This is a genomic window from Methylocaldum sp., from assembly GCF_035627495.1.
Classification (GTDB): domain Bacteria; phylum Pseudomonadota; class Gammaproteobacteria; order Methylococcales; family Methylococcaceae; genus Methylocaldum.
Genome location: NZ_DASPLO010000012.1, coordinates 23,978 through 40,565 on the forward strand (window position 1 = coordinate 23,978; position 16,588 = coordinate 40,565).

Annotated in this window: 13 protein-coding genes; 11 read left to right on the forward strand and 2 right to left on the reverse strand. The window is 58.8% G+C overall.

Going from position 1 to position 16,588, the window contains the following annotated elements; translation table 11 throughout:
• Positions 1-189: 189 nt before the first annotated feature.
• The 6 genes from VEB01_RS01360 (at position 190) to VEB01_RS01385 (ending at position 4,709) form a co-directional block, all read left to right on the forward strand.
• Positions 190-531 carry a zinc ribbon domain-containing protein YjdM gene (locus tag VEB01_RS01360; protein WP_324872309.1) on the forward strand — a complete coding sequence of 114 codons (342 nt, stop codon included), beginning with the start codon at positions 190-192 and terminating at the stop codon, positions 529-531.
• A 650-nt stretch (positions 532-1,181) separates the two neighbouring features.
• Complete coding sequence (locus tag VEB01_RS01365) at positions 1,182-2,450, forward strand: RNA polymerase sigma factor (RefSeq protein WP_324872310.1); 1,269 nt, start codon at positions 1,182-1,184, stop codon at positions 2,448-2,450.
• Between the two features lie 265 nt (positions 2,451-2,715).
• A complete protein-coding gene (locus tag VEB01_RS01370; protein WP_324872311.1) occupies positions 2,716-3,117 on the forward strand; it encodes a YciI family protein in 402 nt (133 codons plus the stop codon).
• 11 nt (positions 3,118-3,128) lie between these two features.
• Positions 3,129-3,485, forward strand: coding sequence for a YciI family protein (locus VEB01_RS01375; RefSeq protein WP_324872312.1), 357 nt, complete (start codon positions 3,129-3,131; stop codon positions 3,483-3,485).
• Between the two features lie 92 nt (positions 3,486-3,577).
• Positions 3,578-4,060, forward strand: a complete 483-nt coding sequence (locus VEB01_RS01380; protein WP_324872313.1) for a DUF1579 domain-containing protein — start codon at positions 3,578-3,580, stop codon at positions 4,058-4,060.
• A 121-nt stretch (positions 4,061-4,181) separates the two neighbouring features.
• Positions 4,182-4,709, forward strand: coding sequence for an SRPBCC family protein (locus VEB01_RS01385; protein ID WP_324872314.1), 528 nt, complete (start codon positions 4,182-4,184; stop codon positions 4,707-4,709).
• A 112-nt stretch (positions 4,710-4,821) separates the two neighbouring features.
• Here VEB01_RS01385 and VEB01_RS01390 read toward each other — a convergent pair whose 3' ends face one another.
• Positions 4,822-6,813: a sensor histidine kinase gene (locus tag VEB01_RS01390; protein ID WP_324872354.1), complete on the reverse strand. Its 1,992-nt coding sequence runs from the start codon at positions 6,811-6,813 to the stop codon at positions 4,822-4,824.
• 385 nt (positions 6,814-7,198) lie between these two features.
• Between VEB01_RS01390 and VEB01_RS01395 the strand changes: the two genes are divergently transcribed.
• From VEB01_RS01395 to VEB01_RS01415, 5 genes are read left to right on the forward strand one after another with little or no spacing between them, the layout of a single operon-like run.
• Entirely contained in the window at positions 7,199-8,158 is a 960-nt protein-coding gene (locus tag VEB01_RS01395; RefSeq protein ID WP_324872315.1) for a protoglobin domain-containing protein, read from the forward strand.
• 18 nt (positions 8,159-8,176) lie between these two features.
• Positions 8,177-8,554, forward strand: coding sequence for an STAS domain-containing protein (locus VEB01_RS01400; protein ID WP_324872316.1), 378 nt, complete (start codon positions 8,177-8,179; stop codon positions 8,552-8,554).
• On the forward strand, positions 8,523-8,948 hold the full coding sequence (locus VEB01_RS01405) for an anti-sigma regulatory factor (protein ID WP_324872317.1): 426 nt from the start codon (positions 8,523-8,525) through the stop codon (positions 8,946-8,948). Before VEB01_RS01400 ends, VEB01_RS01405 begins: the two co-directional genes overlap by 32 nt.
• On the forward strand, positions 8,936-9,556 hold the full coding sequence (locus VEB01_RS01410; protein ID WP_324872318.1) for a SpoIIE family protein phosphatase: 621 nt from the start codon (positions 8,936-8,938) through the stop codon (positions 9,554-9,556). Before VEB01_RS01405 ends, VEB01_RS01410 begins: the two co-directional genes overlap by 13 nt.
• Positions 9,553-11,154, forward strand: coding sequence for a SpoIIE family protein phosphatase (locus VEB01_RS01415; RefSeq protein WP_324872319.1), 1,602 nt, complete (start codon positions 9,553-9,555; stop codon positions 11,152-11,154). Before VEB01_RS01410 ends, VEB01_RS01415 begins: the two co-directional genes overlap by 4 nt.
• Positions 11,155-12,026: 872 nt before the next feature.
• Here the strand turns inward: VEB01_RS01415 and VEB01_RS01420 are convergent.
• Positions 12,027-16,403 (reverse strand): DUF4062 domain-containing protein, encoded by a 4,377-nt coding sequence (locus VEB01_RS01420; protein ID WP_324872355.1) that lies wholly within the window; start codon positions 16,401-16,403, stop codon positions 12,027-12,029.
• Positions 16,404-16,588: the final 185 nt, after the last annotated feature.

A 16,588-nucleotide genomic window follows, 5' to 3' on the forward strand; every position in this document is an offset into this window, starting at 1 on the left:
ATGTGCGTGGTGGCTGGCCTATCCAGTGCCTATCGCTGAATTTATCGACCATGCTGGCGCCCCACACGGGCTGTGCGGTAGTCCAGCGACGGTAAGATGTTTCGGCGTTGTCAAAGACGGACTAATCCGCTCCGGGGCAGTTGTCGATGCCTTATAATGCGCGCCCCAACTTATTTTTTGAGCGGAATCATGTCCACTATCCCAGCTTGCCCCCAGTGCACTTTAGAGAACACCTACCCGGACGGCGACAACTATGTTTGCGCCGACTGCGGCCATGAATGGCCGATGAAGCAGACCACAGATTCAGATGACGATGCAGGTGCGGTAGTAAGGGATGCCAACGGCAACGTGCTGGCCGACGGCGACACGGTCGTGCTGATCAAAGACCTGAAAGTTAAGGGATCGTCCATCACGCTGAAAATGGGCACCAAGGTTAAGAGTATCCGTTTGGTCGGCGGCGATCACGAAGTGGACTGCAAGATGGATACCGGTAATTTCATGCTGAAGGCCTGCTTTTTGAAGAAGGTCTGATAGACCGCCTCTGACCGGATGTGGTCCATCCAAGAGCACGGTAGGCTGGGTCGAGGAACGAGACCCAGCATTATTAAGGACCGCAGATGCCGGATTGCGCTGGGATTTCGCAAAGCTTCATCCCAGCCTACGGGCTTAGCACGGTAGGCTGGGATGAAGCTTTGCGAAATCCCAGCGTTAACCCTCCCAGACCGGGAATAAACGCTGGGTTTTCCAACTCAGCCTACGGTGCTGACGGATATCCCGAAAACAAGTCTTCCGATCCTGAAGTGAACCTCTAATCCATGGCCAAGCAACAATCGAACAGACTCGGCAACGGTCGTTCTCCAGCGCTCTCAAGCTGACTTCTAAATGATCTTCCGGGAAATCCGTGCTTTTGAAGACACGGTTGTGAAAGGCCTTCTCCCGTAGTTCGTCCTACAGGCGTTCAATCGGGTTGCGGCCAGGCTCTCAGAAGTCTACTGTCACGGTCGAAGCAAAATGTTTGAGGCTCCGGTAGAGAGATCAGCATGACTAATCCTGCTAAAAGCACGAAGGCGACCGTTACTCCAGTCCTTCGATATCTAACGCGCCCGCTGCGATCGAACGGCTATGGCGGACATTCGGTTTTGAGAAGCACTTGATTGTGCCGGTTCATGGGATCGGGACACATGGCGGATAACGACCCACAAGCCCACGGTGTCTCGGCCGAGCAGGCACGCCAGACAGTTGACGCCGTCTACCGCTCCGATTCGCGCCAGGTCTTCGCGACTCTGATTCGCTTGCTCGGCGACTTCGATCTCGCCGAGGAGGCGTTGCACGACGCCTTCAGAGCCGCGCTGGAGCAATGGCCGCGCGACGGCGTGCCCGCCAATCCGCGGGCGTGGCTAGTCTCGACCGGACGCTTCAAGGCGATCGACGGCATACGCCGGCGCGCCCGATTCGAGCCGTTGCCGGACGATATCGATGAGCGGCTCGCGGCCGATACCGGTAAAGCGCCGGGCGACGACGGTGTCGAGGACGATCGGCTGCGGCTGATCTTCACCTGCTGCCATCCGGCCCTGTCGTCGGACGCCCAGGTGGCACTCACCTTACGCGAAGTGTGCGGCCTGACGACCGAGGAAATCGCACGCGCGTTCCTGACCGCCGCGCCCACGCTGGCCCAACGTATCGTGCGCGCCAAGGCGAAGATCCGCGAGGCGCGTATTCCTTACGAGGTGCCTTCGCTCCCCGACCTCCCCGATCGATTGGACAGCGTGCTGCGCGTGGTCTACCTGGTATTCAACGAAGGCTACTCGGCGTCATCGGGCGAGTTGCTGACGCGCCACGATCTCTCGGGCGAGGCGATCCGCCTAGGAAGGCTGTTGATCGGACTGTTGCCGGAGCCCGAAGCGATAGGACTCCTGGCGCTGATGCTGCTGCACGAATCGAGGCGTGCCGCGCGCAGCTCGCCGGCCGGCGATCTGATCCTGCTGGACGATCAGGATCGCTCGCTCTGGAACCAAGATTACATCGCGGAAGGTTCAGCGCTGGTGGAAAGGGCCCTGTTGTCGCGCCGGTTCGGTCCGTACACGCTGCAAGCAGCGATCTCGGCCGTGCACGCCAACGCGCCCGACGCCGCGGCGACGAACTGGGCCGAGATCGTCGGACTCTACGATGTGCTGGCACGCATCGAACCATCGCCCGTGGTCGAACTGAACCGCGCCGCGGCGGTCGCGATGCGCGACGGCCCTTTAGCGGGGCTTACTCTCGTCGACGCCATCCTCGCGCGTGGCGATCTTGCGGACTATCACTTGGCGCACGCGGCGCGGGCGGACCTGTGCCGGCGACTCGGGCGAACGGCTGAAGCCCGGACGTCCTACGAACGCGCCCTCCGCCTTACCCAACAGGAGCCAGAGCGACGCTTTCTCGAGCGAAGGCTACGCGAACTGCCGGGCTGAGCCGGCGAGCGCAGACTCAGTCTGCACTGCCCACTTCAATGGCGATAAGCGATTGAAAAGGTGGGAAAACGCCTTTTGGTTTTCGCCTCTGAAAAACGCCACGGATGACTTTTTCAGAGCTGCCCTAACTAGGGCAATCCGATCGTCTGTCTCGATGCAGGTTCAAAAAAGCATCGCGCTCGGTACTCCCGATGTCGAATTTTTCCTTCCCCGAACGACTATCCGATGTGAACGAGCTTTCCACGCCAAACCGGAGGTGTTGACCATGAAGTACCTATGCCTGATCTGCGCCGAGACCGTCATGGAGCAGATGCCAGAGGCCGATGCGGAGAAGCACTACGAGGAGTACAGCGAGTTTACCGAAACTATCAAAAGGAGCGGCCATTATCTCGGATGCAACCGGCTGCAGCCTCCACATGCCGCGATCACCGTGCGGGTACGGAACGGCAAGGTCATGACTACCGACGGCCCCTTTGTGGAGACCAAAGAACAACTCGGCGGCTATTACCTCATCGAGGCCAAGGATTTGAATGAGGCGATACAGGTGGCCTCGCGGATTCCGGGGGCCCGGATCGGGTGCGTCGAGGTGCGGCCGATCGCGGAGGACGCACGGACGCTCCAGGCGCTCGGGTTTGTCGATCCGGGTACCCGCCATTCGACTAATTGATGGAGGCGTCCATGAAGTACCTGTTGCTGATTTACGGTGACGAGCAGGCCTGGGACGAGGCCGGGCGGGAGCAGTGTTACGAGGAATCCGCGCAGCTCGCGCGTCAGATCAAGTCGAGCGGGCAGTATCTCGCCGCTGCCCCTCTACACCCTACGTCGACGGCAACCAGCGTCCGAGTGCGCGGCGGCAAACGGCTGGTGACCGACGGTCCGTTCGCGGAGACACGCGAACAGCTCGGCGGCTATTTCCTAATCGACGCCAAAAATCTCGACGAGGCGATCGGCATCGCCGCACGGATTCCAGGAGCACGCCTGGGCACTGTCGAGATCCGGCCGGTGATGGAAATCGCGGGTCTGCCGGCTGATTAGTGTCTGCAACGGGCGGAAGCCATCAAATGAAGAACATAGGCACACACTTCGACCAACAATGCCGATCAATCACGAAGAAATAGGAGATACCGATGAAGACCGAACCTCAGAAAGAACACGCGTGGCTGCAGAAGCTCGTTGGTGAATGGACGTATGAGTCCGAGTGCTCGATGGAACCCGGCAAGCCGCCGGAGAAGTTCAAGGGATCGGAGAACGTGCGCTCGCTGGGCGGCCTCTGGGTATTGTGCGAGGGCCGCGGCGAAATGCCCGGCGGAGGCATGGCGACAATGTTGATGACGCTTGGCTATGACCCGCAGAAGAAACGGTACGTGGGGACTTGGGTGGGATCGATGATGACCCACCTATGGGTGTACGACGGGTCGCTGGACGCGGCGGAAAAGGTGCTGACGCTCAATGCCGAAGGCCCGAACTGCGCTGAGGAGGGAAAGCTGGCGAAGTACAAGGACGTGATCGAGATAAACAGCGACGACCACCGTGTGCTGACGTCGCACATGCTGGGTGATGACGGAGAATGGCACCAATTCATGACGGCGAACTATCGGCGGAAGGCATAGCGGCCGTAGCGCTCCGAACATCGCCGCCTGGGACCAACGGGTGTAGGCCGGGGCGGGAATTCACGTCCGGTCAAAACTATCGGGAAGCGCGGCTTTCAACCGAAATCCTATGGAGAAAATCATGCTCAAGACAATTGCTATCGTAGTCGTCGTTTTCGTTGTCGCGCTGCTCATCTTTGCCGCGACCAAGCCTGACACTTTCCGTGTCCAGCGCGCGGCGAGCATCAAAGCGCCGCCGGAGAAGATCTTTGCCTTCATCAACGACTTGCACCGTTGGGGCGCCTGGTCACCCTACGAGAAAAAGGACCCCGCGATGAAGAGAACCTACAGCGACGCGCCAAGCGGCAAGGGCGCGGTGTATGAGTGGGAAGGTAACAATGACATCGGCAAGGGACGCATGGAGATCACGGACACATCCCCACCTTCCAAGATCACGATCAACCTCGATTTCGTCAAGCCGTTCGAAGCCCACAACATCGTCGAGTTCACGATCGAACCCAAAGGCGACGCCACAAACGTCACGTGGGCCATGCACGGCCCCGCGTCCTTCATTTCGAAGGTAATGCAAATGTTTTTCAGCATGGACAAGATGGTCGGCAAAGACTTCGAAGCGGGTCTTGCCAACCTGAAGATCCTTGCTGAAAAGTGAGAAGTGAGCGGCGGACGACTTCGGTCCTGCAATCACGCCCGAACTCCGGACGGAATCGATGGATGCCCCCGTAACGGCAGGGAAATTGCGCAGTTTGAAATGGTGCGAGCGTCTAGCCCTCTGTTGCGCTTAGCTGGGGCTGACATGACGGCTCATAGACCGGCAACCGCACCACGAATTCACTGCCTTTCCCAACGCCCTCACTGTGGGCTTCCACCCGCCCGCCGTGCAGCTCCACGAGGCGGCGGACCAGGGTCAGACCAATCCCCAGTCCGCCCCCGGGACGGTCCAAGCTCTGCTCGGCTTGGACGAAGGGCTCGAAGACCCGCGACAGCAGATCCGCGGCCATGCCGATGCCGGTATCCTTCACCCGAAGCACCACCCCGGCATCCGCGCGCTCCACGGCCAGTTCAATGGTTCCGCCATTGGGGGTGTACTTGGCGGCATTGCTCAGCAAGTTTTCGAGGATTTGGACCAGCCGGCTGGGATCGGCCATCAGCCGCACGGGCTCCGGCGGGAGGATCAGCGTCAGCCGGTGCTGACGCGCCTCCATCAGAGGCCGCGCGGTCTCGATAGCGTCGGTTACGACCTCCGCCAGTTCGACAGTTTGGAGGTGCAGTTGCATTTTACCTTGGGTGATGCGCGAGACATCCAGAAGCTCATCCACCAGGCGGGTCAGGTGCATGACCTGCCGCTCGATCACGTCGCGTACCCATTGCAGTCTGGCTTCGAGAGGACCCAGCTTGCGCATCACCTGCACGGCATTGCGGATCGGCGCGAGGGGATTGCGCAGCTCATGGGCGAGCATGGCGAGGAATTCGTTCTTGCGGCGATCCATCTCAAGCAAGGCTTCCTGCGCCCGCTTTTGGTCATGGACATCCGCCGTAACCCCGAACCATTTGATGATCTGGTCTTGATCATCGCGGATCGGAATGCTGTGGTTGCAGAACCACTTGTAAGTGCCGTCATGATGCCGCAAGCGGAATTCCGTATCAAAGGGCACGCCTTGGGTCACCGATTCCCGCCAGCGGGCCTGCATGCGGGCCTGATCCTCGGGATGCACCGCATCGAGCCACCCCTCGCCGAGCGCCTTTTCCGGAGTTTGCCCAGTAAACGTGTAATGGCGCTGATTGAGATAGTCATAGTGGCCGTTCGGGTCCGCGGTATAGAGAATTTCGGGCACATTCTCCGCCAACAGGCTGTAGCGTGCTTCCCGTTCACGCAAGGAGGCCTCCAGCCGCTTGCGTTCGCTGATATCGACAATGGAGGCGAGGACCAGGATCCCTTCGGCTGCGGCGATGGGACTCAGGCCGATTTCGACCGGCACCTCGCGGCCATCCTTCCTCCGCCCGTACAAATCCCGCCCCTTGCCCATCGGTCGGATTTCGGGCAGGGCCAGGAACCGCCGCCGGTCCTGCTCATGCCGGGACCGGAAGCGTTCCGGCACCAGGGTCTCGATCAGTTCGCCCACCAATTCGTCCCGGGCATAACCGAATAGCCGTTCCGCTTGGGCATTGGCCAGGAGGATCGTGCCGTCCTGGCTCACCAAGATCATGCCGTTCGGAGCGGCTTCCACGGCCCATTCGAACCATTTCGTGGTTTCTTTCTGCTCATGCAGCGCAAGCTCCAGCTGGCGCTGTTTTTCAACCGACCGATCCAGCGCCTGGACCTCGGTTTTCCGCAGTTTGCTTATCAGCAGCGTAGTCAGAGAGCCCATCCCCACCAGCAGGAGCATCTGCAGCCGTGCGCCCGGCGGCGCGATGCGTGGATCGAAGGGAACTTGCAGGAAAAAGGCACTATTCAGTGCGCTCAGTGCCGTGGCGAAAAGACCGGCCCGGGTCGCGCCATACCACGCCGCGAGCATCACCGCGATCAGAAACAGCAGCAGCGGCGGATTGCCGCCGGTCAGCGGTTTTAGCCACCAAAGGAAGAACAGAATTGCCGACGTCGCGAGTACCGCTATGACAAAGCCATTCGATAATAATCGCTTAATGGAAGCAACCTCCTCGACACAAAGGCATTCCCGCCCGGATAAATGAATTGGGGCAAGACTATGGAGTCGGGCAGCAGGGCGAAAAGGAAGTTCTTCTTCTTGGAAGATAATGAAGACAACCGATCCGTACTACTTCCAAGGCCCAGGAGTGAGTAAGCGGACAGAGGGATTATCTTTTAAATCAGACTAGTTTACTAGGAATTTTCCTAATAGACTGTTTGGCGCCCGAAAGAATTCCCGTTAGGAGAAAGAGCTGATCTTCCTAATCGTTCCACTTTGTCCGTCCTCTTGCTCCGGAACGGAAAAGGGGCGCACTGACCCGCACTATCCGGTCGTCAGACGGTCTTGTGATATATGAGGGATAGGGACGCAGGAATCCGCAACGCCGGAATGCACGGCCGTCCGCTGCCGCATTCCCAATGGTTTGGTCCAGCCCGGCGGGATCAGTACCGGCACGCGACCTCAAAATCCGCTGAAGGAGCCGGAGGAAACCAGGATGAATGAAGAAAGAAAGCCAAGTGCCGAATGGCCGCTGATGCAGGAAATGGGGATTACCGATCGGGAAATCGCCAGACACCAAGCGTTTTTGGAATTCGGCGACGAGGACATCCAGGAACTGATGAGCATCAATGAACTTGCCCAAAAGTATGCAGATCCCATCATCGAAGACTTTTACAAGCATCTTCTCTCGTTCGAGGAAGCCCGTGCGTTTTTTCCAAACCCCGAGCTCATCGAGCGTGTCAAGCGTGCGCAGAAAGCCTATTTTCGAAGGCTCACGCAAGGCGAGTACGATCAGGCTTATATTGAAGATCGCCTAAAGATCGGCGCGGTTCACGAGCGCATCGGCCTGCCCGTCAAGCTGTACTTGGGGATGTACACCTTCTACCTGAGAGCCGTCGCGGCTCGACTTTTCGAGGCGTATCGAGACGCGCCGGAAAGAGCGCTGGAGGCTTATCTCTCCTTGATGAAAGTGGTTTTTCTGGACATTGGCCTTGCGATCGACACGTACATCTACCGCCGTGAGCAGCTGATCCGCCAGCAGCAGGAAGCCATGCGCGAACTCCCTACCCCGGTACTTCAGGTCCGCGATCGGCTGCTGATCCTGCCGATCGTCGGCGTGCTGGAATCGCATCGCGCCCGCCAGCTCACCGAGCAGTTGCTCAACAGTATCAGCGCCACCCGAGCGAAAGTCGCGATCCTGGATATTACCGGTGTGCCGATTGTGGACTCCAAGGTGGCCAACCATCTCCTGCAGACGGTCAGCGCTGCACGGCTCATGGGAACGACCGTGATCCTGACCGGCTTATCGCCCTCGATTGCCCAAGCGCTGGTGGTGCTCGGCATGGACCTGAGCCCGGTCAAAACCACGGTCGACCTGCAGAGCGGTCTTGAAGAGGCGGAACGGCTGCTGGGTTACAAGCTGATCCCTGTCGGAGAGGGGATGGCCCAGATGTAACGCGGACCAAGCCTCTTTATGAAAGCGCCAATTCTGAAAATCGGCCCCTATCTGATCGCCTCTCTTCAGGCCGAGCTGACCGATACCGATTTGCTGGAATTGCAGGACGCCCTAGTGGAGCAGGTGGGCCGTTTTCGCTCGCGCGGCGTCATCCTGGACGTGACCACGCTGGACGTCATGGATTCCTTCGCGACCCGCACCTTGCGCAACATCGCCCAGGCGGTCGGATTGCGTGGCGCCGACGCGGTGATCGCGGGCATCCGGCCCGAGGTGGCGTTGGCCATGGTGCAGTTGGGTTTGGATCTGCGACTTTCCTGCGTGCGAACCACGCTGGATCTGGAGGAAGCACTGGCAATTCTTGATCATGAAAGCAAAGGATCTGGCCGCCGTGGCTGACGAAGTGCGCGTGATGATCCAGTCGGATGCCGACATCGTGCTGGCCCGCCAGCAAGCGCGCGGGCTGGCCAAGGAGCTGGGATTTTCGGCCAGCAACCTGGTCGTGATCGCGACCGCCCTCTCCGAATTGGCGCGCAATATCGTCCAATATGCTCAGTGCGGAGAAATCCTCCTGAGCCGAATCGAACACGGAAACCGCCGCGGATTCGTGATCATCGCCCGCGATCAGGGGCCGGGTATCGCCGACATCGAACGGGCCATGCAGGACGGCTACTCGACGGGCGGAGGATTGGGATTGGGCCTGCCGGGGACCAAGCGGCTGATGGACGAATTCGAAATCACCTCCGGTGTCGGCCAAGGCACTACCGTGAGGGCCACGAAATGGATGCGTTGATCGAGCATGGCGTCGCTGCACGGGCTTTTCCCGGAGAAAACGTGTCGGGCGACCGTCCTATGGTCAAGCTCGTTCCGAACGGGGTGCTGATAGCAGCCGTGGATGGCCTGGGCCATGGCGTGGCGGCCGGCATCGCCGCCGGAATCGCGGTCGCCACGCTGGAAGACCACGCCGGGGAGGAACCGGAAGCGCTGGTGCAACGCTGTCATCAAGTGCTGAAAGGCACGCGCGGTGTGGTGATGAGCTTGGCCTCCATCGACGTGCGCGAAGGAAAGATGGCTTGGCTGGGCGTCGGCAATGTGGATGGCCTGTTGCTGCGGACCGCCGGTTCGCCCCCGACGCGCGAGGCGCTGTTGATGCGCGGCGGCGTGGTGGGCGATCAGCTGCCGCCCCTGCGCACCGCGTATCTTCCCATCGCGGCAGGCGACCTCCTGATCTTCACCACCGACGGCATCCGCAGCGACTTCGCGACAAGATTGTCCCTCATCGATCCGCTTCTTCGGCACCAGGACGTGCAGGAGATTGCCGACCGCATTCTGGCCCGCTTCGGCAAGACGACCGACGATGCGCTGGTGCTCGTCGCGCGCTACCTGGAGGCCGCTCCATGAACGATACGTTGCGCGAGTTCGCGAAACACTATGCCTCGGAGCTGCGGAACTACCTGGCGGGCGCGGGGGAGGCCGGCCTACAGCGCGCTTATGAACTCGGACGTCTGGCAGTCGAATCCGGCCTGGGCGTGCTGGATATCGAATCGATTTACCGGGAGGCGCTGGCGTCCGTGTTGGAAGGCCTGCCTTCCGCCGAAGAGAGCAGACATACAGTGGCGATGGCGGCGGAGTTCTGGGCCGAGAGTCTCGCGCCTTTCGAGATGACCCATCGCGGCTTCCGCGAAGCCAACGATGAGCTGCGCCGGCTCAACCAGACGCTGAAAGGCGAAATCACGGAGCGCAAGCGCGCCGAGGCGGCGCTCCAGAAAGCCCATGACGACTTGGAACGGCGAGTTCGGCTCCGCACCGCCGAACTGGCGCAAGCCAATGCCGAGCTTGGCGAGGAAATCACCGAGCGCAAGCACTACGAGGCGGAGCTGCGCCTACACGATCGCGCCATCGAAGCGTCCAGCGTAGGCATCATTATCACCGATGCGAGGCAGCCGAATTATCCCATCATCTATGCCAATCCCGCCTTTGCTCAAATGATAGGCTTTTCCCGGGAGGAACTGATCGGGCGCAATCCCCGCATTTTGCAGGGGCCGGACACCGATCCGGAAGCGATTGCGGAAATTCGTCAGGCCTTGCGTGAAGGACGCGACTGCCATCTGACCCTGAAGAATTATCGGAAGGATGGAACCCCGTTCTGGAATGAGCTGTTCCTCTCTCCGGTGCGGGACAACCAGGGCAATCTCACCCATTACATCGGCACCCAAACCGATGTGACCGAGTTGCGCCGGGCGGAGGAAGAGCGCCATGAGATGGAAATCGCCAAACAGATTCAACTGTCCCTTTTACCCGGCTCACCCTTGCAGCTTCCCGGTGCCCTCATTGCCGGCTACTGCCTGCCGGCCACCCATGTCGGCGGGGATTATTTCGATTATTTTTGGGGGCCGGACACCATCGATCTCGTCGTTGCCGATGTCTCCGGGCATTCGATGGGTGCGGCGCTGGTCATGGCGGAAGCACGCAGTACTCTTAGAGCGGAGGCCCTGCACAGACAGCAGGCACAACACGGCCTAGCACGGGGAACCGGGGAAATCCTCCGCGCCTTGAACGCCTTACTTTACGATGATCTGAGCCGGGCGGACCTTTTCATCACCATGTTCTATATGAAATACCACCGCGCTACCCGGCAGTTGAGCTACGCCAATGCGGGACACAACCCCCCGCTGCTGCTGCGTTGCGGCGAAACGGCGTGCCGGGAGCTGGATGCCGAGGGGCTTATCTTTGGGGTGATCAAGGAGGTGGCGTTCGAAGAGAAAGGCACCGTTCTGGACAAGGGAGACCTCGTGCTGCTCTACACCGATGGCGTAACCGAGGCACAGAACCCGGAAGGCAAGTTTTTCGGCGCCGACCGCCTCAGCGAGCTCTTGGCCGCCCAGGGGGCAAATACGCCGCAGGAGATCATCAACACAATCATCGAAGCACTGCAGACCTTCTGCCGCAGCCATTCCTTCGCCGACGATGTCTCCATGGTGGTTCTTAAGGTCACGTAGGGGCTGGCCACCGCCTCCATGTGGGCTAGAGCGTTTTCTGGTCTGGTGTAGCGCCCGCATGGCGGGCACTACACGTCTTAGTCCCGTTCGGACGCCCCCGAGCATCGGAGTCCGGAACCGGAATCGCCCGAAAGGGGCGCGGCGACCGAGGCACACGGAGGTGCCTTCGGTCGGCCCCGGTGCCGGACGAGACGCGCAGGATCAGGGCGTCCGCCGGGTGTCCTTTCTTTTGGTTCCTTTTCTTTGGACAAGCAAAGGAACCCGCGTGCGGGGCGGCTCCCCGCTCTAAAACAAGATGCCGCGACAAGCGGCACCTTGGGGTATGCTTCCGGATATCGCTCATCGCTACATCTTACCGAAAAATGCTCTAGCTAGTTGTTTCCCATCGAGATTTGCGTATAAGGCTATGGGTTCAGACCCTCCACGATGTGAGGCCGGTCGGCAATAGTGGACGCCCTGGCGCGCAGATTTGATGCAGACGCATGCGGACTCCGGGATATCGAGACCGGTCTCAAAGGCGTAGAACAAGGATCTTTCCACTTTCGCCGAAAGCGCTTGATCTCAACCGCCAGGGGTGACTACATACAGGTCATGAGCGTAGAGCAGATTGAAAGCCTTTCGAAGCTCTTGATCCCGCCGCTGTCTCAGAAATTCATACCGAACGCCGCGGGCCTCGCCCAGGCCAAAGGCTTTATTCCATTGGTTGACCGGGCAGGATCTTACCGATGCTCTCAGACAGACAGCCGGCCAGTTCAGGGGACAGGTGACCGGTTTTGGCCGAAAGCGCCTATCAACGGATCGGCGGTTCGCGACCCATTCCGGTCATTCAAGCAGCACAGATAAACACTGTTTTTACTTCGAACAAGCCTAATTCAATGTTTCTTAGTCCTTCTCCATTTTCGGCGACAAACGGACGTGGTCGAGGCTTGCTGTGGCGTGCGTTTGTCCAAGTCCAGCAATATCTCGCGCGCCTGTGGGACGTTAAACTCCAGCATTCTCTCGAACAATGCAGTGCCCTGTGCCTGGTGGGGAGCACCTAAATCCTGGAGAACCAAGGCAATGGTCACAAAGGACTCGCTCATTAAATAACGGGATGAGGCAATATTCCCCATATCCATTCCGGCGAAATCGAGAAGGATATTGCAAACCTTGTATACACGTTCGGGTTCTACGTGAACAAGCTCTTCCAAACACTCACCCACGAATTCCGCCGATTGATAGCTAAGAATCGAGGGATAGTCGCAGAGGGTGTCGAGTAGTTCTCGGCTGGCCCAATCAGGAAGGAAACCTCCGAGACGGAAAATACTGGCAAGAGCCCTGAGGACAGCTTCATCCTGGTCTTCGAGCAGTTGCAAGAGATAGCCATGAACAGTGTAGCGGTGCTGAGATTCCCGCCAAAGATGCGCTATCGAGTGAGCGACACCCACACGGACGGCACGTCGCTTTTCGTTCGTTTCATCTCCATGGATGAGATCATTCAACCATTCGGCAATCCAGCATTCATCTGGGAACCAGACACGGCGCAGCATAACCAATTCGCCCATGCCTTGAGCGGCTGTCTCCCCGCCCTCTTTGAGCATCCTGTCTAACCAATGCTGGGCTACGTCCGGTTCGATCCAGTGCTGACAGTGCGCTAACAGATGCGCCCCTTCTAACGTATCGAGGATGGACGGATAGGTTAGGAACAGCCCGTTCAGGAATGCTTGCGCACGGCTGCGGTCGGCGAGATGCAGCCACTGAAGATAGTGGAACATGGCGATCCAGACGCGGGGAGATTCGGGGCGAAGCAGATGTCTTTGCAAGATGCTCAGCCAGTGATCCGTCCTAGGTGGCTGCGCAAGGAGACAGGCTTTCGACAAAGCCGCCAATATCGGGTAATTCCCATGCGGCAAGATCCTACCACCCGCAAGGTCCCAAAGCAGGCTGCCCTGCGCTTTTTTGCTTTCGTCATGCGACTCGCATGCCTCCTCTGAAGATTCGCCAGCGGGAGCAAGCCAAGTCTCCAGAATGCCGAACAGAGGTTCGGGCAAGGGATGATCGGCATCAACGGCCTTCTCCACAGCCCTCGCTGCCGGGCGGCGGAAATGTTCACTGGCAAACCCTTTCTCTGCCAACTCCAAGATAAGACTATAGAACGCGTTGCGGTCATAGTTGGTTTTGGCCAAAGCCTCGAGGACATCACCCACCGGGATTTCGTTGTGTCCAGGCAGCATTTGCCGCACCAGCCGAACCGCACGCTCGGGGTCCCCTTCCGCCAACTTTGCCAGCTCTCGCCCCGCCTGAATAGCTCCACCTTCCATCCTCTTTCTCGGATGGTCCCAACCGTATTCGTCCGTCAATTCGGAAAACAGGTTGAGTACATCTTTATCTTGTGCGGCCTCCATCTGCTCGGCACTGACTCGGCTGCCGATCTCACGAAAACCTGAAAACCACATATCACGGTCATGGAGGTCAGGAAAAGCCCGTTCCTCTTCCTCCACATGGCGGCGGCAGATCGCGCTCATCCGTTCCCGTGGCAGGACCTTAAGCAACCGCAGCCTGTACTCCCGTGTCCAGCGTATACGATTACGCCGAGTCTTAGCGTCATCATCCGGTACATGGCTGTAGCGGTTCCAACTCCGGAGAAGCTGCTCCAGACGCAGGAACTGCCCTGCGTCAAGGTGAGGGACCAGAACCTGTATCAGTTCCTTGGTGTTCCGATGAACGTCTGAATGTGAGCCTAGGACCAGTCGCCGTGGGTCCGCGCAAAGGAATTCGAGCGCAACATCGGGGTGGATTTTTACGATATGGGCCATGCCTTTCGCCAGGAGGCGCTGCACGAGCATGAGGTCGATTCCCTCATTGGCCTTCTGGAAGGCGAGAAAAGCGTCGGGCTGGCATTCCGCTAATTTTTCTACTGCCTGGACCATGGCGGTTAGGAAAGGCCGTTCGATGCGCGTTTCCCGTTCATCGTCAATGCCATCGATCAAGCTTAAGCCCTGTCGGTATCCCACTACGAAGAGATGAGCCTCCCGCGCAGTAGTGGTTATTACCTGTACGAACCAGGGCCAGACGGCATCTAAGAAGGCACCGGCGGCGGCTTCCGCCAGGGCGGGCAGGTCGTGCAACTCATATCCCTCCAGCAATTTACGACAACGTTTGAACTGGTTCGATTCTTGCCAGAGGTCCTGAAATGGGGTTTCGCTTTCTGCTACTTGAGTCTCCACGTGGGGTTCAGGCGGAAACTCCTTCTCCCACTCCCATCTGAACCAAGTCGCGATCAACCGCGGAGCCTGTTCGGGCAGCTGCATGCTGACTACACCGGCCAGATGGTTCACGGCCCAAGCCGCCACATCGGTCCGGGTCAGAATGCGGCAACAGCGGTCCACTACGTCGGTCTGCCACCCACTGATATGCTCTAACACCCGCCAAGTGAGAACGTCCTTGTCCGCGTGGGGGAGCCAGTGGTCGTCGATCAGATGGAGAACGCTGGGCTGATCAAAGTCGAGGGCTTTAATGAGGATGGGCACTACCGGCCATGCCTCCTGTGCTGACCTGACTATGATCATGGGCAGGTGAGTGGGCGAAAGCCGTGCAAACCAGCCCTGACTGCCGACTACGGCGGCAAGGATGCGGCTCTGATGCCAGGCATCATCGAACCTCTGGAAAAACAAGGCAGCTTCGGCAGGTTCAGGGTCCTGAAGCTGGCCTAGGAATTCGATCAACAACATGCGCAGGTGGAGGCGCAGTTCGGAATCCCAGAGTCGGCGGATTTCGTCCCGATAGGCGTGTCGGTCCACCGCTCGCATGTAGCCTAGAGCATGCCAGACTTGGGGACGTATACGTAGACTGTCTTGCCGCGCCAATACGGCTTCCATTAGTTGTCCGGCTGCGTCTAAGAAGGTTCGTGCTCGGACAAATTCAAACAGCGTCTGATGACGGAAACCGATACGTCCCCTTTCCTCAATCAGGACACCGGCCGCTTCCAGTTCCAGAATCACGGCATAGCGGTTCTCGAAGGCTGCCAGAGGCAGCCAAAGCACTTCCTGGTCCGCCATACGCTCGGTTAAGTCCAACAACAGGCGACGGCGGTTGCCACTGGTATCACAAAGAACGGCCTGCTTCCACAGCGATTCAAGCATGTGCTGATAGCCTTGCAACAGCTCGGCCTCGTCGGTGGTCTTGATCAGACGTAGGAATGTATCTAGGGCATGTGGGGAGCGCAGATCCTCCCGCATGGTTTTATTCCAAGCCGCAGTCCGAACTCCATGGGCTTGCAGGGCAGCGTCTACCTGTTCCCAAGCAGGCAGAGCCAAGGTCAGGAGTTCAGCCTCTAGATTTCGCAGGCGCGGATCGTGGCGATGCTCGAACACTCGGCAGGAGGCTACCACATGCACGTTATCCAACCCGGCTAGATCGCGGATCAGTTCTAGCGGAACACGCAGGCGACTGGAATGCTGTACCACCAAGTCGGCCAGCGCATCGAGCTGATCCAACAGCACTACCACCTTGCTCTCCCGCGCCAGGGTACAGATACAATCCACGGCGGCCGCGGGTAGGCCAAGGTATTCCCCTAAGCCGTTCTGATCCTGAATAGATTCGGGCAGAAAATCTAGCTTGATGCCGAGAGCTGGAATGGAAGCTGCTTCGAGTTGCTGCCCCAAGCGGGCTAGCAAGGCCGACTTGCCGCAGCCAGGCTCGCCCACCAGCAAGGTCAAAGAGTGGATATCACCTTCGATGCGTTGCATCAGAGCATTCAGCTCCGGGCGTTCCAGCCATTGACCGTTTGACAGGGAGACCTGCCAAGTCAGCAGATCGGAGGATGCGCGGTGGAACAGGTTACGCAGCTCGTCAGTGGTAGGTGCCGGATTGCGTAGCTTGTCAAACGCTCGGTCAATACCGGTGCTGAGAGCACTGATTAACCCCGCTTCGTCAGAAAATACGCCAGGCCGTCGATCCCTGCTGACCTCGTCACGAAATGCCGTGATCCTTTGCAGCTTTTCAGGATGATTCATATCGGACAAGGCAACATCCGGAATGCTCGTGCGCAGCAAGACAATCGTCGGAATCCCCTTAGCCTTCGCTCGGCGATATTCCAGATGGGTGATCGAGAGGTTCTCTGGATTATCCGCCTCGGGCTGGTGGCCATAACGGTGTCCAAGTATGAGTACGTAAATGTCGCAACCCTCAACGTCTTCCAAGCAGCTCTCACAGACCGTCTCACTGTCGGGGGCGTAACTGTGGACAGGTTGATGCCCCGCAGTGATCAGCTAGTCCATGACCGCCTGGCGTTCGGCTTTAAGGTCGAGAAGGGTGGAGGAGACGTAAACTGTAGCCATCAGCATCTTTCTTGAGTGGAATGCTAATTATTCACTTAAAAGAGCTATAAATTGTATTTCCATCTTACTGTGGATTTAGGCTTGAGCGTCTGTTCCTGGCCCAGTCTGTCTAAAAA